Origin of the sequence: Kribbella sp. NPDC051586 (assembly GCF_044453965.1) — a bacterium.
Classification (GTDB): domain Bacteria; phylum Actinomycetota; class Actinomycetes; order Propionibacteriales; family Kribbellaceae; genus Kribbella.
In genome coordinates this window covers 1,956,698-1,976,706 of record NZ_JBITDF010000001.1, presented here as the reverse complement: position 1 = coordinate 1,976,706, position 20,009 = coordinate 1,956,698, and the positions used below count along the sequence as shown (strand labels likewise).

Here is a 20,009-nt window from a genome sequence, read left to right as displayed (position 1 = left end):
TACTTGCAGAACCGCAATCCGCCCCACGAACCAGCCAGCGCCCAAGCCACGGGGACTGCGGACCAGCGGTGGGGACTGCGGACACGCAATGCCTTGTTCAAGGTCCCCGACAGCCGCACGAGGCTCGCCGAAGCAGCGGGCGTGCGTTGTGGATGGTCGGCGGTATCAGCGCGCGGCGATAGCTAGCGGTGGCTGTTTTTCACTGTGGTGGTTAGTTTTTCGTGGTCCGGGCCGTAGGCGGCGCAGACGACCATGCGGTCGTCGTGGGCCCAGAGGGACTCGGTGGGAGTCCAGTAGAAGAGGTCCAGCTCGGAGTCGTCGGGGGACTTGCCGATGTAGCTGGTGAAGTCGGGGGTACAGGCCCGGTCGGCTGCCTCGTCCACGCCGCTGTCGCCCGGGTACGGGCCGTCCGCGAGGGTGACGTCGGAGATGATCTCGCCGTCGTGGGCGGCCGTACACGGCTGGCGGACGACCTCGTCCTCTGCGTTGCCGTCGTCGAAGCACTCGCCGACAGCCAGGTCGTCGACGGTGGTCGTGGGGCCGCTGGAGTACGACGAGACCGGTTCGGGTGAGCCGTAGTCGTCGGCGGTGGAGCCGAGCGCGATCAGTACCCCGATCAGGACGACGTACCCGATGGTGACGAGCGAACCGATCACCAGCCCGGCGATCGCCATCCCCTTGCCGGCCTGCTGGCGACGATTGATCTGTACGAGCGCGGCGATGCCCAGCCCGATCGCGACCGGCGCGGACAGGCCGATGAAGATGCCGCCGATCCCGGTCGCCAGCGCCGCGGCCGCGAGCCCGTTGGTCCCGCCCGAACCCGTGTAGCCGTACCCGTACGCGTACGGCGCCGGCGCCTGCCCGTACTGCGGCGGATACTGCCCCGGACCGTACCCCTGCCCGTACGGAGCCTGCCCGTACTGCGGCCCCGGCGGCCCGTACGGCGCCTGCGCGGACTGTCCGTACTGCGGCTGTGCCTGTCCGTACTGCGGTTGCTCCGGAGCCGGTTGCCCGGGAGCCGGTTGTCCCGGAGCCACCCACGGCGAACCGCTCTGGGCCTGCTGCTGATGCGCCTGCTGAGGCCGCCCGTACGTCGGAAACGCCCGCGTCGGGTCCTGTGAAGGAAAGACCCGGGTCGGATCCTGCGACGGAAACGCCTGGGTCGTGTCCTGTGGCCGGTCTTGTGGTCGGTCCGGGCCTGGTTCGTCCGGGACTGGCTCGTACGGTGGCTGAGTCACGCTATCCCCACTGCTCCCCCGCGGGCATTACCGCTGTGATCCGCGCATCGTACCTGTCAGCTTGCTCCCCGGCATCCCGACCAGGCACAAGACGTTGCCGTCAGCAACGTCACGATTTTCCAGTACGACGTAGTACATGTCCAGCTCGGACCGCTCGTACGGCTTGCCCACGAACTCGACGAACGCGCCCGCGCACTGCTGCGTCGCCACCGTCCCGGTCTGCGCGACCGACAACCCGGCCAGCGCCGCGCTCACCTTCGCGTACGCCTCCCCGGTGTGCGGCGCGGCGCAGTCCGCGATCCGCACCAGTCGCAGCGCGTCGGCGTCCAGGTCCGCGTCGAAGCAGCGGCCGACACCGACCTGCGAGATCGACACCGTGCGGCCGATGCCGGCCCGGTGCTCACCAACCAGGTTGAGCGTCACCGCGACCCCGATCGCGATCACCCAGCACAGCGAGACCACCAACGCACAGTAGGCGAGCCGCTTCCCGCGAGCGCCGGTCCGCTTGACCCGGCGCAGCGCGATCCCGGCCAGCACAACAGCGATCGGCACGAGCCCGGGCAGGCTGGTCGCGAGTGCCGCGACGGCATACCCGTCCTGCCGCTGTTGTGCCGGGGTCGGGACTCCCTCAAGCCACGACTCAGCCGACGGCAACGGCTGCCGCACAGGCTGGATCTCGGACGGCGGCTGATTCATCGGTGTCCGTTCGGCGAAAAGTGCCGAGCGATCTGCTTCACCCGGACACCCAGTCATCGGACCCGCCGGTCTCGGTGTTACAGCACCTGCCCAGTTATCGGACGTGGACCCCAGAACGTGACCAACGCCTCAGCGCAGCACCCGGCGCGGGATCGTGAACCCGTCGCTGCGCCCCTCGAACAACGACACCGTCATGGCCTCGAGCGCGACCAGCGGTGCGACGTTGGCCTCGATCGCCTCGCGGCACATCCCGATCGCGTCGATCCGGCGTACGGTCTGCTCCGGCGTCGTCCGCGCCGCGAGCTGCTCGATGTTCCGCTGCAGCTCCGCGTTGATCAGCTCGGTGCCGGACCGCGTCTGCACCACCATCACGTCGCGGTACAGCGCCATCAGATCTACGAGTGAGCGGTCGAGGACGTCCCGTTCCCATCGTTTGGCGCGGGCCTTCTGCTGGTCCTCGAGCTCCTTCAGCGCGGCGTTCGCCTCGCGCGGTTTGGCGCCCTTCGTACCGACTCCGAGCGCCTGCTCGAGTGCGGCGCGTTCTTTCTCGTCGACCTTCTCGGCGCTGGCCTTCGCCTCCACCTTCGCGGCCTCGACCAGCTGCTGCGCCGCCTTCAGGCACGCTCCGAGGTCGCGCAGCGAGAACGGGACCTCGAGCACCTTGTTGCGCCGCTCGCGGACCTCTTCGTCGCGGGCCAACGCCCGCGCCCGGCCGATGTGCCCCTGCGCGGCGCGCGCCGCGAACCAGGCCAGGTCCTGATCCACCTGTAGCGTGCGGCTCAGCATCTCCGCGACGGCGGCGACCGGCGGCGTACGCAGCACCAGCAGCCGGCATCGCGAGCGGATCGTCGGTACGACGTCCTCGACCGTCGGGGCGCACAGCACCCAGACGGTCCGCGGCGCCGGCTCCTCGATGCTCTTCAGCAACGCGTCCGCGGCCTGCTCGGTCAGGCGGTCCGCATCCTCGACCACCATCACCTGCCAGCGGCCTTGCGTCGGGCTCATCGCGGCCCGGCGGACCAGTTCGCGGACTTCGCTGACGCGGATCGACAGCAGCTCGGTCCGGATCAACGACACGTCGGGGTGCGCGCCGCTGAGCGCCGTCCGGCACTCGTTGCACTCGCCGCAGCCTTCGTTGGCGCATTGCAGCGCGGCCGCGAACGCACGGCCCGCGTTCGACCGGCCCGATCCGGGTGGACCGGTGATCAGCCACGCATGCGTCATCCCGGCAACCGCCGCGCCCTTCTCTCCCCGCAACACCCCGGCCGCACCAGCGACCGCCTTCCGCAGTACTGCGACCGCGGGCTCCTGTCCGACCAGGTCGTCCCAAACACTCATAGGTCCACCTTCGGGAGGATCGGCTGCAGTCGGGCGCGGATCTGTCTGGCGATGTCCTCGCGGTCCTGGGCGGCGTCGATGACCAGGTAGTACTGCGGCTCGGCGGCAGCCAGCTCGAGGAACGCGTGCCGGACCCGCTCGTGGAACTCGTCGGACTGGGCCTCGATCCGGTCCCGCTCCTCGAACCGGCCGAGACCGCGCTTCGGCGGCAGGTCGAGCAGGATCGTCAGGTTCGGCCGGAGGTCGTCGGTGGCCCAGCGGTTCACCCGCTCGACGTCGGACACGTCCAGATCCCGCCCAGAGCCCTGGTATGCCAGCGCGGAATCGACGTACCGGTCGGTGATCACGACTGCCCCGGCCTTCAGCGCGGGTTTGATCACCGAGTCGACGTGCTCGGCCTTGTCGGCGGCGTACAGCAACGCCTCCGTCCGGTGCGAGATGTCGCCGGTCGCCGGGTCGAGGACGATCTGCCGCAACGTCTTGCCGAGCTCGGTCGCGCCGGGCTCACGCGTCAGCAGGACCTGTTGCCCCTGCTCCTCCAGCCACTTCACGAGCATCGCGGACTGGGTCGACTTCCCGGCCCCGTCGCCACCCTCGATGGCGATGAACAGGCCAGTGGTCGGATAGTCGCCACGCGTCTTCCCGAAGCTCCGTCGGACGTCGCGCCAGAACGGCACGCCCGGCCGGTCGTCCATCTGCCGCCAGGCGAGCAGACCGATGACCCCGGCCAGGATCGCGGCCGCGAGCATCGTCATCGAGGCGCCGTTGTACGTCGCCGAGCGCCCGCCGATCGTCCACGTGTGCCGGCCGATCGCACCGGCGGCGAACGGCGCGATCGCCAGCGTTACCGCGAGCACCGTGCGAACGGCGGACTGCACGAACGCGAACGTCCGCCCGCGCACCGCATCCGGCACCTCGAGACCGAGCAACGTGTACCCCGACACCCACGACCCGCCGGCGCAGAACCCGAGCAGGATCGCGATCATCGTCGCGATCTCGATCTGCTGGATCAGCGCGAGCCCGGCCAGGCAGATGCCCGACCCGACCAGCCCGGCCGCGAACAGCCGGCGCCGGGACAGGCCGGAGAAGATCCGCGGCGCGAACCCCATGCCGAGCGCCAGACCGCCGAAAACGGCGCCGAACAGCACGCCGTACCCAGGGTCGCCGGCGCCGAGATCCTCGACGTACGTCCGGCCCAGGCCGATCACGACCGCCCCGGCCGCGAACGCGCCGGAGATGCCGACCACGAGCCCGCGGACCACCGGCGTGCCGGTGACGTACGACCAGCCCTCGACCATGGTCCGCCACAGGGTCGGATGATCCTCGTGATCGTGGACCGCGCGGCCGATCTCGGCGACCGACACGATCGCGAACGCGGAGATCGCGAACGTCGCGGCGTTCACATACACGGCGAGGTCGATGGAGAAGTCGCCGGCCCAGCGCGTGACCAGGGTGATCGCGGTGAAGATCACCGCGGCCGGGAGCGCCGTGCCGTACGTCGTGATCAGGCTGATCTGGTTGGCCGCCTCGAGCCGGTGCCGGGGAATCAGGTTCGGCACGCTGGCGTCCTTGGCCGGACCCCAGATCAGGCTGACGATCTCGATCAGCACGGTCGCGATCAGCAGCCAGGTCAACGTGCCGACGATCGGGATCGTGACGAAGAACGCGGCCCGGATCAGGTCGCCGAGGATCATCGTCCAGCGCCGGTCCAGCCGGTCCGCGACCCAGCCGGCCACCGGGCCCATCACCAGCGCCGGCAGCACGCGCAGGAACAGCACGCTGCCGATGGCGAAGTTCGCCGCCTGGTAGTTGTCACCGGCGAACGACTTCGCCATCGCGGTCAGCGCCAGCAACCCGATCCAGTCGCCGAGACTCGACAGCCCGAACCCGATCCACAGCCGCCGGAACGCCCGGATCCGCAACACCGCGCGCACATCGTGCGCCGGTGCAGGATCAGTCAGCGGGTCGTAGGCCTCCGGCACGCCTAAAGACTAGTGGGCCGCGTGGACAGCCTTGCGCAGCGCGTCCAGTGCCACCTTCAGCTCCGCCGCCGACGGATACCCGAACCCGAGCCGGAACACCCGGGGCTCGTCCCCGAACCAGTCCCCGTCGGCCAGCCGCACGCCGAGATCCCCGGCAGCCACCCTGAACAGCTCGAGATCGACCGAAGGCTTCAACCGAATCACGCACAACGCCCCGGCATCCGGCCGAACCCATTCGACGACGTCGCTGTTCTCCCGAACCCAGTCCTGGGTGATCAGCAGGTTCTCCGCCAGCCACGACCTTCGTACACCGAGGATCTGCTCCTCCTGCTCGAGCACCCGCAGCGCAAGCGCCTCAGTCACCGGCGACGCAGACACAACCGTGTTGAACTTCGCCGTAGACAGCTCCTCCACCAGTTCGTCATCCGTGCTCACGACCCACCCGATCCGCAACCCGGCGGCCCCATGGCACTTCGACAACGACGCGACCGACACCACCTTCGGCCCGAGTTGTACGGCGGGCTCCGCGACCGCGTCATCGCCGTACGTCGCGACCCGGTACGTCTCGTCGACCATCAGATACGCGTCCGGGCAGACCTCGCTCATCGCAATCACTATCTCCTGCAGGGTTTCCGGCGAGATCGCCACCCCGGAGGGGTTCTGCGGAGTCGTCAGGCTGACCAGCTTCGTGTCCGGGGTCAGCTGCGCCCGGACGGCGTCGGCGGTCACGCGGTACCCGTCGTCGAAGGTCAGCGGAATCGCCCGCACGTCGGCGCCGAGCGACGCATAGACGTTACGCGTGTTCGGGAACAGCGGATTGGTCGTCACGACCTGCCCGCCGCGCTGCAGCAGCAGGTAGGAGAGCAGGAAGATCCCGTGCATCCCACCGATCGTGACGACGACCTGATCCGGGCGTACGCCGTGCCGGTCCGCGATCGCGGCGCGCAGCCGCGGGTCACCGGCCGCGGTGCCGTAGCTGAGCTCGAGGTCCGCCAGCTCCGGGGTCAGCAGGTCGGCCAGCCGGAGGTCAGGACCGTAGCTCTCGCCCAGTTCGTGCTGGGCCTGCTCGGCCGTCAGGGACATGATCTCGTTGCGCGGGAAGGTGGGCATATCTCCATCGTTCTGGGCTTCTACTGGCGGCCCCAGAGCCAATCGGGCAGAATTGGTTCGCAGATGAGACCAATCGAGGTAGTTGACCGCTTGGGCCGCTGGTCGTCCGGCCGCGGCCCGCTGTACCTGCTGCTCGCAGGCCGCATCCGCCACCTGATCGACGACGGTGAACTACCGCCAGGTGTGCTCCTACCGCCTGACCGTGCGCTGGCAGGTGCGCTGGCGGTCGGCCGTACGACGGTGGTCGCCGCGTACGACCTGCTCCGCGCCGAGGGGCGGATCACTCGCCAGCAGGGCAGTGGCACGCGCGTGGCCGGCGTACCGTCCGGAGGCCCGGTCGAGGATGCTCCGGTCGACCCGATCTTCCTGGACTCGCTGGAGGCGCGCGACGACGACGTACTGCTGGCCGTCTGCGCCGCGCCGGGCGATCCACCCCCGCAGCTTGCCGATGCGTTCCTGCAGATCGCTCCGGAGCTCAGCCGGATCAGCGACGACATCGGCTACTACCCGTACGGTCACCCGGCGCTGCGGAAGGCGCTGGCGGCCCGGTACACGGCTCGCGGCGTACGGACGTCCTTCGAGCAGATCCTGGTCACCAACGGGGGTCAACAGGCCCTGTCCCTGCTGGCGCATGCTCTGGTGTCGCCCGGCGACCAGGTGCTTGTTGAGGCGCCGACGTACCCGGGCGCCTTGGAGGTGTTCCGGGAGGAGGGCGCAGTACTGCGTGGGCTGCCGGTCGGGCTGGACGGGTTCGAAGCCGCCATGCGTGAGCGGCGTCCGGCGGTTGCCTACGTGATTCCGACGTACCAGAACCCGACGGGCTCGGTGCTGTCTGCGCTCGCCCGGCAGCGGTTGGCCGGGGCCGGCGTGCCGATGATCGAGGACGAGGTGCCGGCTGACCTCGGTTTTCCTGGTGCGGAGAAGCCTGTGCCATTGGCGGCGTACAGCGAGTCCGTCATCTCGATCGGCTCACTCAGCAAGAGCATCTGGGGCGGCCTCCGCATCGGGTGGATCCGCGCGTCCACGCCCCTGATCAACCGCCTCGCCCGCCTGCGCGCCGTACACGACCTTGGCGGCAACGTCCCCACCCAGCTGGCCGCAGTACATCTCCTGCCGCTCCTGGACGGCCCTGAGCTCCACCAGACCCTCAAGGCCCGCCACGACCACCTGCACGCGCTCCTCACCCAGGCGCTGCCCACCTGGGACATCCCCACGGTCTCCGGCGGCCAATGCCTGTGGGTCGGCCTCCCGTACGGCGACGGCGCGTCCTTCGCCCAGACCGCCCTACGCCACGGCCTGGCCATCCTGCCCGGCGGCGGCCTCGACGTCACCGGCGCCAGCGACTCCCACGTCCGCCTGCACTTCCGGGCGCATCCCGACGCCCTGACGGAGGCCGTCCACCGCCTGACCACCGCCTGGTCCGCCTACCACCCACCCATGCAACGACTGCACCCCCGCCCGACCATCGCGATCTGATCCGGAGAGGGCGGACCTGTGGCACTCACCAACCCGCTCGTTCGCCCCTACGCGGACCGCGGCTGAGCGTGGGGCTGCCCGGTAAGGGCTGCTTGATGAGTGGCACAGGTCCGGGGTGTTGCCGGTCGTCAGCTGGTGAAGCGGAGGGTGAGGGTCGCGGGGGCGGTCTTCAGCTTGTCCCGGTCGGGGAGGGCCGGGCCGCAGGCGGCTGTGCCTACGCCGGTCTGGGCGATGTCCAGGGTGACGTGGGTGGTGTCGCCGGGGACCAGGTCCGGGGTGTGCTTGGCCGTCTCCAACGCGTGGCTGGTCCAGTCGCGGACGGTCAGGCCGAACAGTTCGTCGACTGCCTCGATGCGCAGACCGTCCAGCTGGGCCCAGCGGGTGTCAATGCGGTGGCCGTTTTCCTGGGGGCGGACGTACGGCGTCTGCAGCTCGGCGACGGTGGCGGAGTACTTGCCAACCGCGGCAGCCTCCCGGGTGTCGACGTACGCCTCGTTGGGGCCGGTGCCGAACCACTCGACCCGCTCCACCTTCGGCAGCTCGAACGTGATGCCGAGCCGCGGCAGCACCTCCGGGAACAGGCCTTCCGGCACGATGCTGAGGTCGAGAAGCACGCCGATGTCGTCAGCGGTCCAACGCCACGTACTGCGCAGACCCCACTGCAGCGCGGGCGGCGCGGTCCGGGTGACAACCTCCCAGGCGCCGTCGCGCTCGCCCTGCGAAACGATCCGGTGCTGCACGCGGTGCAGCCCCTGCTCACGCCACGCCGCAGCAACCCCAGGAATCGCGTCGTTGTCGATCGGCGCCCGCCACACGTCCAGCCGAAGGTTCTGCAGACCGGAGATGTTGATCCCCTGCACACCAGCGGTTCCTTCAGCCGGCGAACCAGCCGGAGCAGCAGCAGCCGGAGCCGGCTCGTCCAGGCGGATCTGGCCCCAGGCGATGCGGTGGCCCGCGTCGGCCCAGGATGTCGACTCGGTAAGCGTCGCCCTGACGGTCAGCCAGGTCTCCGGCCGGCCGGCGTCACGGAGCTTCTCGATCGCCGGAGGCAGCTCGACCGAAACCGTGTCCCCGGCAGCGATCGCCGGCACCTGCAGCCCGCCGCCACCGACGATCTCGCCCTCCGCCTCGACGCGCAGCTCGAAGGTCAGATGGCTCGTGTCCAGCACCTCGTAGCGGTTGGTGATCGCGATACGGTTGCCATCAGCAACGATGCGCAGCGGCTCGATCACCTTCACGTACTCGTGCATGCCCGGCGACGGCGTCCGGTCGGGGAACAGCAGCCCGTCGCAGACGAAGTTCCCGTCGTGGATCGCCTCGCCGAAGTCCCCGCCGTACGCGTAGACCTCGCGCCCGTCGATCGTCGTCCGCAGACCGTGGTCGATGAACTCCCAGATGAATCCACCCTGGCAGCGCGGGTACTTCTCGAACACCTCGCGGTAGTCGAGCAGCCCGCCCGGCCCGTTCCCCATCGCGTGCCCGTACTCACACAGGATGAACGGCAGGTTCCGGTACTTCGAGGTGTCCGCGCCGATCTCCGCGCATCCCTCGGGCGAGGTGTACATCCGCGAGTAGATGTCGACGAACTCCGCCTCGGTGTCGCGCTCGTAGTGCACCGGCCGCGACGGGTCGAGCTCCTTCACCAGGTCGTACATGGCCTTGAGGTTCTCGCCCATCCCGCACTCGTTGCCGAGCGACCAGATCACGATCGACGGGTGGTTCTTGTCGCGATGCACGGTCCGGCGCATCCGCTCGACCAGATCGTCGCGGAAGCGCGGATCCATCACCGGGTTCGGCAGCTTCGGCGGTTGCGGCTCGTACCCGAACCCGTGCGACTCCAGGTCGCACTCGTCGATGACGTACAGCCCGTACTCGTCGCACAGCGACAGGAAGTACGGGTGCGGCGGGTAGTGGCTGGTGCGGACCGCGTTGATCCCGGCCCGCTTCATGATCAGGACGTCGTCGAGCATGTCCTGCTCGGTCACCGAGCGGCCGCGGTCCGGGTGGAACTCGTGCCGGTTGACGCCGTTGAAGAGCACCCGGTTGCCGTTGACCGTGAAGATCCCGTCGACGACCGCGACGGTCCGGAACCCGATCCGCAGCCGGACCTCGCCGCCGTCGGTCCGCAGTACGGCGTCGTACAGCCGCGGCACCTCGGCGCTCCACGGCTGGACGCCGTCGACGCGCACGTGCTCACCCGTCGGCACCGACAGGTCCAGCTCAGGCACCGTAACGGTGCCCGGTACGTCGGACTCGACGAGCAGCGTGCCCGCGCCGTCGATGTGGTCCCACGCAGCCTTGACGAACACATCGGTCGGCGCGCCCGGACGGAGCGCGAGCAGGTTGACCTCGCGGAAGATCCCGGACAGCCACCACATGTCCTGGTCCTCGACGTAGCTGCCGGCCGACCACTGGTGCACCCGGACCGCGATCCGCACTTCCTTGCCCGGAGCAACCAACGACGTGACGTCGAACTCCGAGGCCAGCCGCGACCCCGACGACCAACCGACCCACGAGCCGTTCACGTACACCGCGAACCGCGAGTCCACGCCCTCGAACCGGAGCACGATCCGCGCGCCGTCCCAGTTCGCCGGCACGGTCACGGTCCGGACGTAGTCGCCGGTCGGGTTGTCGGTCGGCACGTACGGCGGCTCGAGCGGGAACGGGTAGACCACGTTCGTGTACGCCGGGGCGCCGTACCCGCTCAACTGCCAGTGACCGGGGACCGCGATCGTGTCCCAGCCGGACGTGTCCGGGTCCTTCAGATCGTCCGGCGCGTCCGCCACCGTCGGCGACAACCGGAAGCTCCAGTCCCCGCTGAGCGGCAGCCGCCCGGAGTCGTCATCCAGCCAGGCGCGCGGCGCCAGCACGTTCTCACCGGAAGCAAAGTCCTCGACATAGGTCACAGCCACCGACCCTAAGCCAAGTCTGTTCATGAATCCACACCGATGAACAGATATGGACAGGGAGCCTCAGCCCTGGCAGTTCTTGCACACGCCGACGAGGGCCACCTGTTCGGGTGCGAGGTGGAAGCCGAGCTCGCGGGCGACCTTCTTGCGGGCCGATTCGAGGATGTCGCCGGGGGCGTCGTACACGGTGCCGCACTCCGAGCAGCGCAGGTGCAGGTGGCGCGGGGCGAGGTCCCCGGCCAGGTGGTACGTCGTGCCCGCGCGACCGAGGTGGACGTGGGTCACGAGGCCGAACTCGCCGAGCGCGTCGAGGGCGCGGTACACGGTCGCGCGGTGGATCCCGGGACGCAGCTGCTCGGCGCGTTCGCCGATCTGCTCGGCGCTCAGGTGTTCCTCGGTCCCCGCCAGTACCTCGACGACCGCGAGCCTGGCCGGCGTCACCCGCTCACCCCGCTCCCGCAACCGCTGGGCGCTGACCTCAACGGCACTGGTCATGGGGCTCCTTTGCGGTTGCGTCTCGGCCTACCTCGCGGCCACCAGGAGGCGGCGAACCCAATGTACTTTCCGGGTACCACATCTCACACCTGGGGGAACTCCGATGAGTGACCAGTCGAATGCTCTCGCCCGCCGGGGCGCCGCAGAGCTCCGCGGCGTCGTGCGGAACGTGCAGTTCCGCTCCGAGCGTCACGGCGACGAGGGCTCCGTACAGGTGCTGACCTTCCACCTGGAGCAGCACGACGCGGTCGGCAAGCAGCTGCAGCCGACGCTCGTCGAGCTGCGCGGGACCTCGCTGGAGGGTCAGGTGACCGACGGCGAGGAGGTGACCGTCGCCGGGAAGTGGCGCAAGGGCCGCATCGTCGCGAAGCAGGTGACCAGCCAGACCACCGGCGCCACTGTCGGCGCCCGGCGGCCTTCGGTCTGGCTGATCGTCCCGTTCGTGATCCTGCTGCTGGTCGTGCTGGCGTTCATCGCGTTCGTGATCCACGGGATGGTCACGAGCGACTTCTAGCTCTTCTTGGCGGCCGTCTTCTTCGTTGCCGTCTTCTTGGCGGCTGCCTTCTTCGTCGTGGTCTTCTTGGCGGCGGTCTTCTTGGCCGCCGTCTTCTTCGCCGTCGACTTCTTCGCGGTCTTCTTCACCGGCCCGCGGGCCCGCTTGTCCGCCAGCAGCTCGGCCGCCCGCAGCAGCGAGATCGTCTCGACCGCGTCGTCCTTGCGAAGCGTCGCGTTCGTCTCCCCGTCGGTGACGTACGGGCCGAAGCGGCCCTCCTTCACCACCACCGGCTTGCCGGACTCCGGGTCCTCGCCCAGCTCCTTCAGCGGCGGCGCAGCGGCGCGGCGGCCCCGCTGCTTCGGCTCGGCGTAGATCTTGAGCGCCTCTTCGAGCGTGATGTCGAACATCTGCTCCTCGGACGACAGCGACCGCGAGTCCGTGCCCTTCTTCAGGTACGGCCCGTAACGCCCGTTCTGCGCCGTGATCTCGTCGCCCGACTCCGGATCCTTGCCGACGACCCGCGGCAGCGACAGCAGCTTCATCGCGTCGTCGAGCCCGACGTTCTCCAGCGTCATCGACTTCAGCAGCGACCCGGTCCGCGGCTTGGCGCTCTTCGGCGCGTCCTCCGGCAGCACCTCGGTCACGTACGGCCCGAAACGACCCGCCTTGGCGACGACGCGAAGGCCGGTGTCCGGCGCCGTACCGAGCTCGAGCTCGACGCCCGACGGCTGGGCCAGCAACTCGTGGGCCTTGTCGACGGTCAGCTCGTCCGGCGGCAGGTCCTCCGGCACGTTCGCGCGGCGCTCGTCCTTGTCCTCGACGTACGGCCCGTAGCGGCCGACGCGGAGCACGATCCCGGTGTCGGCGCCGCCGACCGGGAAGGTCGACATCTGCCGGGCGTCGATGTCGCCGAGATCGGTGACCATCGACTTCAGGCCCTCGAGCTGGTCGTCACCGAAGTAGAACCGCGACAGCACGCCCTCGCGCTGCAGGTCACCGGCCGCGACCTCGTCGAGCACATCCTCCATCGTCGCCGTGAACGCGTAGTCCACCAGCCGGGTGAAGTGCTCCTCGAGCAGCCGGACGACCGCGAACGCCAGCCAGGCCGGAACCAGCGCCTGACCCTTCTTGTAGATGTACCCGCGGGCCACGTTGGTGCCGAGGATCGTCGCGTACGTCGACGGGCGCCCGATCTCGCGCTCTTCCATCTCGCGGATCAGCGTGGCTTCGGTGTATCGCGCCGGCGGCTTGGTCTCGTGCCCGGACGCCACCACCTCGGACGCGGGCAGTACGTCGCCCTCGGTCACGTCCGGCAGCCGCGTCTCCTGGTCGTCCGTCCCGGCGGACGGGTCGTCCGCGCCCTCGACGTACGCCTTGAGGAACCCGTGGAACGTGATCACCCGGCCGGACGAGGTGAACTCACACTGCTCGCCGGTCGCCGCGGTCGCGTCGATCTTGATCGAGACGCTGTTCCCGACCGCGTCCCGCATCTGGGACGCGATCGTCCGCATCCAGATCAGCTCGTACAGCCGGAACTCGGTGCCGCTCAGACCGGTCTGCGCCGGCGTCTGGAACGTCTCGCCGGCCGGCCGGATCGCCTCGTGTGCCTCCTGGGCGTTCTTCACCTTGGAGGTGTAGACGCGCGGCTTGTCCGGCAGGTACGACGCGCCGTACAGCTCGCGGACCTGGGCCCGGGCGGCGGTGATCGCGGTGTCCGACAGCGTGACGCTGTCGGTACGCATATAGGTGATGTTGCCGTTCTCGTACAGCCGCTGGGCGACCTGCATGGTCTGCGACGCGGACATGCCGAGCTTGCGGCCGGCCTCCTGCTGCAGCGTGGTGGTCCGGAACGGCGCGTACGGCTTGCGGGTGTACGGCTTGGACTCGATCGACCGGACGGTGAACTGCGACTCCCGCAGCGCACCGGCCAGCGCGGTCGCGGTCGCCTCGTCCAGATGGACGGTGTTCGCGCCCTTGAGCTCACCGATCGAACTGAAGTCGCGGCCCTGCGCCACCCGCTTGCTGTCCACCGAGACCAGGCGGGAGGGGAAAAGTCGCGGGTTCCGGTCCTCGCCGGCGTCCAGCGTGGCGTCGAGATCCCAGTACGACGCGCTGCGGAACGCGATCCGCTCGCGCTCCCGGTCGACCACCATCCGGATCGCGACCGACTGCACCCGGCCCGCCGACAGCCGTGGCATGACCTTCTTCCACAGCACCGGCGAGACCTCGTACCCGTACAGGCGGTCGAGGATCCGGCGCGCCTCCTGGGCGTCGACCAGGTCCTCGTCGATGTCCCGGGCGTTGCCGACCGCGTCCTGGATCGCCTTCGGGGTGATCTCGTGGAAGACCATCCGCTTGACCGGGACCTTCGGCTTCAGCTCCTCGAGCAGGTGCCAGGCGATCGCCTCGCCCTCGCGGTCCTCATCTGTCGCCAGGAAGAGCTCGTCGGCGCCCTTGAGCAGGTCCTTGAGCTTGCGGATCTGCGCCTTCTTGTCCGCCGGTACGACGTACAGCGGGTCGAAGTGCTCGTCGACATTCACGCCCAGCCGTGCCCACGGCAGGCCTTTGTACTTCGCCGGGATCTCGTCCGCCCCGCTCGGCAGGTCGCGGATGTGGCCGAAGCTGGACTCCACCACGTACCCGGACCCCAGGAAGCCGGCGATCATCCGCGCCTTCTTCGGCGACTCGACGATCACCAGACGGGTCCCGGCCGCTGTTTTGGTCCCTGCTGCCCCTGCCACTGCGCTCCCTACTCTCGTCCTGCCGACATCGCCCCGAATCCAACGACGCCGTCTCCGCGTCTGTTCCCCCGAACACACGACCGACCCCGCCCGAGGACAGAGTACGGCCGACGGCAACGCATTTCTCAACGCACCGTAACGGGTGAGGCCCCGGGTCCGCCTCCCAGGATTTCAGAAAGTGGCGAACACCCCATCGTCACCGCGCGTCGCGAAGCCGCCACGGTGGGCGTGGCGAATCTCTGTCGAGAGTACGCCGTCTCAGCGGGCGAAGCGCACTTCCGGGAACTTCGGGGAGTTACCGCGGAGCAGAAGTGACGGCCGGCGACGCAGCGTCTGGTCGAAGAATGCAGCGGTGTACTCCCGCTGCGCCAGCACGCTCCGGGCCGGTTTCGCACTGCCGACGAGAGCCTTCATCACCGAGGTGATGATCGGGTCCTCGCCGTAGATGTCGTGGAACAGCTGGGAGAAGACGAACTGGTAGTCGGTGAACGCCTTCTGCTTGGTGCTCGCCAGCGCCAGGTTGATCTTCCCGCCGCGCTGCGCCTTCCAGAAGCTCGCCCAGGACGGGTCGTAGTTGTCCTTGGCCGGGTCGGTCCGCTGGGTCTCGTCCGAGCCGAACAGCAGCAACGGCCGGTCCAGACCGCTCTGCGCGACCTCGCCGAGCGGACCCTTCGCCCGGTCGTCCTGGAGCGTGCCGTCCAGGTCGATCCCGGCCGAGATCCGCTCGTCGGAGAGCATCGTGTTCGCGGTCGTGTAGCCGCCGAGCCCGAAGCCGAACATGCCGGCCTTGCGCAGGTCCAGCCCGTCCGCGAGGTCCTTCGGCAGATCCTTGCCCTCGGCATCGACACTCCGGCCGCCGGCCATCCGCTCCAGCTGATCCAGCACGAACCGGGCGTCCGCGGTCCGGGTCTCGACCGCCGCCCGGACCTGGTCCGGACCGGGCGGTTCGGACTCCGGCGCGCCGGGCAGGAACCGCCCGCCGGGGAACTCCACCGGGGCCTCGTGCGAGTGGTCCATGGTCACCACGACGTAGCCGCGGCTGGCCAGATCCTCGACCTGCGCGGTGTTCACGAACCGGCTGTACTGGAATCCGGGCGAGAACAGTACGACGGGATGCCGCATCGGCTGCGCAGGTACGTCGACCCGCGCGTGCGTCTCGGTGCCGGCGAAGTCGAACGACCCGCTCGGCAGCGCCAGCCCGTACTCACCCGTCCACGCGTCGTCGACCGCGACCGAGGTCCGCGGCGGCATGTACTTCGCCAGCGGCGCCGACCCGAACATCCCGGCCGGGTACCAGAGGCTGATCATCAGCTCCCGCTGCCCGCTGGGCATGGTGGGATCCGGCCGCGACCGGTCGACGAGATGGATCGCGGTCGTCCCGAGCGCCTTCCGCCCGGTCGGCTCCGGCAGCCGGAACTTCACCGGATGGAAGTTCGGGTCGTCCTGCGCACGGAGCCGGTCGGGCGCGGGGCCGGCGGGGTCGTACGGCGAGGCGTGCGCGAGCCCCGCGGCAGCCAGCGTGAACCCGCCGGCCAGGCCTGCCGTCAGGAGGTGCCGCCTGGTCAGTCTGTGACTGCTGAGGCTGGTGGGACGCGAGTTCGCCATGCGACTCATCGTCATCGCCTTGTTTCACCCCGTGATGGCGACACTGTCTCAACTTCATGAAGGCCGACCTGGTGACAACACGTCGCCGGTGGGTTTCAATGTGCGCATCTTGTTCATTGATGCGTGAAGTGAGGCACTCGTGAGCATCTTTGTCCGCATGAAACGTTCAGTAGTCGCCCTGCCCTTAGTGGCGGGCGCACTTGTGTACACCGCGGCTCCCGCCCGGGCGGCCGCGACCACGCTCGGTGACGTGACCGGGTTCGCCGCCGACCAGGCGACGTACACCCTCAGCGCCGGCGCGGCGAAGGTGCGGGTGGTGTTCCTGAAGGACGACGTGTTCCGGCTCTGGATGGCGCCGGACGGGAACTTCACCGACCCCGCGAACACTCCGCCCACCGATCCCGGCGCCCCGGCGTCCAACATCGTCACCAAGACGGACTACGGCACGCCGCGGACCTCCTGGCGGGACCGCGGCACCTACTACTCGCTCACGACCGGCAAGATCGAGGTCCGTGCGCAGAAGAGCCCGCTGAAGTTCTCGCTGTACCGGTCGAACGGGCAGCTGGTCTGGTCCGAGACCGCGCCGCTGTCCTGGACCGACACGTCGACCACGCAGACGCTGGGCCGGAGCGCGAACGAGCAGTTCTTCGGCGGCGGCATGCAGAACGGCCGCTTCTCGCACCGCGACCAGACGATCAAGATCTCCAAGGACTTCAACTGGGAGGACGGCGGTAACCCGAACGCGTCGCCGTACTACATGAGCACCGCGGGCTACGGCGTGCTGCGGAACACGTTCAGCCCCGGTAGTTACACCTTCACTAGTCCGGTTGTAACTACGCACGACGAGAAGCGGTTCGACGCGTACTACTTCGTTGGCGACCTCAAGACCTCGCTGGACCGCTACACCGAACTCACCGGCCGACCGTTCATGCCGCCGATCTACGGACTCGAGTACGGCGACTCGGACTGCTACAACCGCGGTCACTACGCGACGGATCCGGACCCCAGCAACGATTGGAAGGTCAACCCGGACAAGGTGACCACCCTGGACGCGGTGAAGGTCGCGCAGCGCTTCAAGGACGAGGACATGCCCGGCGGCTGGATGCTCGTCAACGACGACTACGGCTGCGGGTACTCCGCCAACACCGACTCCGAGCAGGTCGACGGCACCTGGTGGGGCAAGCGGGACATCCCGGCGCTCAAGCAGGCCGGTGACGAGCTGCGGGCGCGGAACATCCAGATGGGCCTGTGGACGCAGTCCAACCTGGACAGGCAGCCGGCCGAGGTCGGCGACGCCGGTGTGCGCGTGCGGAAGCTGGACGTGGCGTGGGTCGGCCCTGGCTACCGGTACGCGCTGAGCGCCTGCGACACGGCGCATGACGGCATCGAGCAGTACAGCAACGCTCGCGGGTTCGCGTGGATGGTCGAGGGCTGGGCCGGCGCGCAACGGTGCGCGGTGCAGTGGACCGGCGACCACAGCGGCTCGCTGGACGCGATCAAGTGGCAGATCCCGGCGATCACCGGGTCGGGCAACTCCGGTATCGCTTACAGCGCGGGCGACGTGGACGGGATCTTCGGCGGCTCCGCCACGTCGTACGTGCGGGATCTGCAGTGGAAGACGTTCAACCCCGCCTTCATGAGCATGTCCGGCTGGTCGACGCCGGCGTACAAGCAGCCCTGGGCGTACGGCGACCCGTACACCTCGATCAACCGCAAGTACCTGAAGCTGCGCGAGCGGCTGCTGCCGTACTTCTACACGTACGCCGCCGAAGCACACCGGACCGGCGCTCCGCTGAACCGGTCGCTGGTGCTGGAGTACCCGAACGACCCCAAGACGTGGGACGACACGACCAAGTACGAGTTCCTGGCCGGCAAGGAGTTCCTGGTCGCGCCGATGTACGGCGCGGACGAGGTGAAGAACGGGATCTACCTGCCCGCGGGACGCTGGGTCGACTACTGGACGGGTCGCGTGTACCAGGGCCCGACGACTGTCAACGGGTACCACGCTGCCTTGGACACGCTGCCGCTGTTCGTGAAGGCCGGCGCGGTCGTGCCGATGTGGAAGGCCGGCATCAACAACGCAGCCGAGCAGAAGCCGAGCGACACCATCACGGTCGACGTGTACCCGTCCGGCAAGTCCTCCTTCAGCATGTACGAGGACGACCGCGTGACCCGCTCGACGAAGTCCGCGACGCAGACGTTCGCGGTCGACGCACCCACACATGGCCGTGGCGACGTGACGGTCAAGATCGGCCCGAGCGTCGGCACGTACGACGGCAAGCCGGCGGCGCGCCCGTACGAGCTGACGGTCCACACGGGCACCGCGCCGCACAACGTCACCGTCGACGGGCACCCCGCCAAGTGGGGCTTCGCCAACGGCATCGTCACCGTGCAGACCGCTTCGATCGCCACCTCGCGGTCCGCCGTGGTCCGCCTCGCCGGCGCCTCGTCGGTGGGCGGCCCGGACGTCACCAACACCTTCGGCACCCCGGAGCTCACCACTCCGTCGCTCTGGAACGCCCCCGGCCAGGCCACCGAGGTGACCGCGACCTTCCGCAACGACAGCCCCACCACCTTGCGCAACGTCGACCTGGCCATGCAGGTCCCGGCCGGCTGGACTGTCACCGGCGCCAACCGCTTCGCCTCGGTCCGCTCCGGTCAGACCGTCACGACCAAGCTGCAGGTGACGCCCGGCGCGGACGTCGAACCGGCGAGCTTCACCCTGCAGCTCAAGGCAAGCTATGTTGCCCAAGGCAAGAGCTACTCCAACACCACGTCAGCAACAGCCGAGCTCCCCTACGCGTCGCTGTCCCAGGCAGCCAATCTGGTCGGCATCACCGACGCAAACACCTACGAACAAGGCAATTTCGACGGATCGGGTGACAGCTTCAACGGCGAAGCACTCGCGGCCGCCGGCTACTCGCCGGGCGCCAAGGTCACCGTCCAGGATGCCGAGTTCACCTGGCCGACCGGAGCGCCGGGGACACCGAACGTGGTGAAGAACCAGTCCGCGCCGATCCTTGTCTCCGGCACCGGCTCGCACCTCGCGCTGCTCGGAGCGGGCGCCAGCCTGAACGCCAAGGGCACCGTGACGATCATCTACACCGACGGCACCACCTCCGAAGGCACCTTCCAGTTGCCGAACTGGTGTTGCCAGGACCCGACCACCGGCGGCGCCAGCCTGGCCGTTTCGGTGAAGGGTCGTTACACACCGGCCGGTCTGGGCAATACGACGACGGACTACCGGGTCTTCTACACCGCCGTACCGCTCGATCCCGGGAAGACCGTGAAGGCGATCAAGCTGCCCGGCGGCGGGCTCGGGTTCTTCGCCGCCACGATCGCCGACAAACCGTTGCCGCCGGCACCCACCGGGGAGAACTGGGTGAGTGACCTGGAGTTCCTGGACTCCACGAACGGCTGGGGGCCGGTCGAACGCGACCACAGCAACGGCGAGGACGGCACCGGCGACGGCGGCCCGATCACGCTCGACGGAGTCACTTACGCCAAAGGGCTCGGCGCCCATGCCCCGTCGTCGGTCAGCGTCCGGCTCGGCGGCAACTGCACGTCGTTCACCAGCCAACTGGGCGTCGACGACGAGATGGAGGACCGCGGCAAGGTCACCTTCAAGGTCCTCACCGACGGCACCGCGAAATACACCTCCGACCAACTGACCGGTACCTCCCCGACAGCCACCACCACAGTCGACGTAACCGGCGCCCAAACCCTGACCCTCCAAGTAACCGACGGAGGCGACGGCAACACCAGCGACCACGCCGACTGGGCCAACCCCAAACTCACCTGCAACCCCTAACCCCACCCACCGCCCCACCCCCTGCCGCAGACCGCAGACCGCAGACCGGGGCCATTTGAGTGGTGAACCACTCAAATGGCCCCGTCACCCCCTGCATGCGAGCCGCGAACCG

At 69.0% G+C, this 20,009-nt stretch carries 12 protein-coding genes; 3 read left to right on the top strand and 9 right to left on the bottom strand.

Going from position 1 to position 20,009, the window contains the following annotated elements; translation table 11 throughout:
• Positions 1–182: 182 nt before the first annotated feature.
• From ACIA58_RS09790 to ACIA58_RS09770, 5 genes are all read right to left on the bottom strand, one after another.
• The gene (locus tag ACIA58_RS09790) at positions 183–1,238 is read right to left on the bottom strand and encodes a DUF4190 domain-containing protein (RefSeq protein ID WP_396403170.1); all 1,056 of its coding nucleotides are present in this window, start codon (positions 1,236–1,238) and stop codon (positions 183–185) included.
• 27 nt (positions 1,239–1,265) lie between these two features.
• Complete coding sequence (locus ACIA58_RS09785) at positions 1,266–1,934, bottom strand: DUF4190 domain-containing protein (RefSeq protein ID WP_396403169.1); 669 nt, start codon at positions 1,932–1,934, stop codon at positions 1,266–1,268.
• Between the two features lie 129 nt (positions 1,935–2,063).
• Complete coding sequence (locus tag ACIA58_RS09780; RefSeq protein WP_396403168.1) at positions 2,064–3,272, bottom strand: DNA polymerase III subunit delta'; 1,209 nt, start codon at positions 3,270–3,272, stop codon at positions 2,064–2,066.
• Positions 3,269–5,254 (bottom strand): dTMP kinase, encoded by a 1,986-nt coding sequence (tmk, locus tag ACIA58_RS09775; protein ID WP_396403167.1) that lies wholly within the window; start codon positions 5,252–5,254, stop codon positions 3,269–3,271. Before tmk ends, ACIA58_RS09780 begins: the two co-directional genes overlap by 4 nt.
• A gap of 9 nt (positions 5,255–5,263) precedes the next feature.
• A complete protein-coding gene (locus tag ACIA58_RS09770) occupies positions 5,264–6,364 on the bottom strand; it encodes a pyridoxal phosphate-dependent aminotransferase (RefSeq protein ID WP_396403166.1) in 1,101 nt (366 codons plus the stop codon).
• Between the two features lie 63 nt (positions 6,365–6,427).
• Between ACIA58_RS09770 and ACIA58_RS09765 the strand changes: the two genes are divergently transcribed.
• Complete coding sequence (locus tag ACIA58_RS09765) at positions 6,428–7,840, top strand: PLP-dependent aminotransferase family protein (protein WP_396403165.1); 1,413 nt, start codon at positions 6,428–6,430, stop codon at positions 7,838–7,840.
• A 128-nt stretch (positions 7,841–7,968) separates the two neighbouring features.
• Here the strand turns inward: ACIA58_RS09765 and ACIA58_RS09760 are convergent, their stop codons facing one another.
• Together ACIA58_RS09760 and ACIA58_RS09755 are read right to left on the bottom strand one after the other, a co-directional pair.
• Positions 7,969–10,746: a glycoside hydrolase family 2 TIM barrel-domain containing protein gene (locus tag ACIA58_RS09760; protein WP_396403164.1), complete on the bottom strand. Its 2,778-nt coding sequence runs from the start codon at positions 10,744–10,746 to the stop codon at positions 7,969–7,971.
• A 66-nt stretch (positions 10,747–10,812) separates the two neighbouring features.
• Complete coding sequence (locus ACIA58_RS09755) at positions 10,813–11,244, bottom strand: Fur family transcriptional regulator (RefSeq protein WP_396403163.1); 432 nt, start codon at positions 11,242–11,244, stop codon at positions 10,813–10,815.
• A gap of 103 nt (positions 11,245–11,347) precedes the next feature.
• Between ACIA58_RS09755 and ACIA58_RS09750 the strand changes: the two genes are divergently transcribed.
• Positions 11,348–11,758: a hypothetical protein gene (locus ACIA58_RS09750; RefSeq protein WP_396403162.1), complete on the top strand. Its 411-nt coding sequence runs from the start codon at positions 11,348–11,350 to the stop codon at positions 11,756–11,758.
• On the opposite strand, the gene topA is transcribed toward ACIA58_RS09750, so the two are convergent.
• Positions 11,755–14,481 (bottom strand): type I DNA topoisomerase, encoded by a 2,727-nt coding sequence (topA, locus tag ACIA58_RS09745; protein WP_396403161.1) that lies wholly within the window; start codon positions 14,479–14,481, stop codon positions 11,755–11,757. The genes ACIA58_RS09750 and topA overlap by 4 nt on opposite strands.
• Positions 14,482–14,739: 258 nt before the next feature.
• Complete coding sequence (locus tag ACIA58_RS09740; RefSeq protein ID WP_396403160.1) at positions 14,740–16,095, bottom strand: hypothetical protein; 1,356 nt, start codon at positions 16,093–16,095, stop codon at positions 14,740–14,742.
• A gap of 148 nt (positions 16,096–16,243) precedes the next feature.
• On the opposite strand from ACIA58_RS09740, the gene ACIA58_RS09735 reads away from it, so the two are divergent.
• Positions 16,244–19,897: an NPCBM/NEW2 domain-containing protein gene (locus ACIA58_RS09735; protein ID WP_396403159.1), complete on the top strand. Its 3,654-nt coding sequence runs from the start codon at positions 16,244–16,246 to the stop codon at positions 19,895–19,897.
• Positions 19,898–20,009: the final 112 nt, after the last annotated feature.

Coding starts and splice junctions, on each gene's coding strand:
- ACIA58_RS09785 (WP_396403169.1), bottom strand. CDS start 1,934: ATGAATCAGCCGCCGTCCGAGATCCAGCCTGTGCGGCAGCCGTTGCCG.
- ACIA58_RS09765 (WP_396403165.1), top strand. CDS start 6,428: ATGAGACCAATCGAGGTAGTTGACCGCTTGGGCCGCTGGTCGTCCGGC.
- ACIA58_RS09780 (WP_396403168.1), bottom strand. CDS start 3,272: ATGAGTGTTTGGGACGACCTGGTCGGACAGGAGCCCGCGGTCGCAGTA.
- ACIA58_RS09770 (WP_396403166.1), bottom strand. CDS start 6,364: ATGCCCACCTTCCCGCGCAACGAGATCATGTCCCTGACGGCCGAGCAG.
- ACIA58_RS09755 (WP_396403163.1), bottom strand. CDS start 11,244: ATGACCAGTGCCGTTGAGGTCAGCGCCCAGCGGTTGCGGGAGCGGGGT.
- ACIA58_RS09740 (WP_396403160.1), bottom strand. CDS start 16,095: ATGAGTCGCATGGCGAACTCGCGTCCCACCAGCCTCAGCAGTCACAGA.
- ACIA58_RS09735 (WP_396403159.1), top strand. CDS start 16,244: ATGAAACGTTCAGTAGTCGCCCTGCCCTTAGTGGCGGGCGCACTTGTG.
- ACIA58_RS09750 (WP_396403162.1), top strand. CDS start 11,348: ATGAGTGACCAGTCGAATGCTCTCGCCCGCCGGGGCGCCGCAGAGCTC.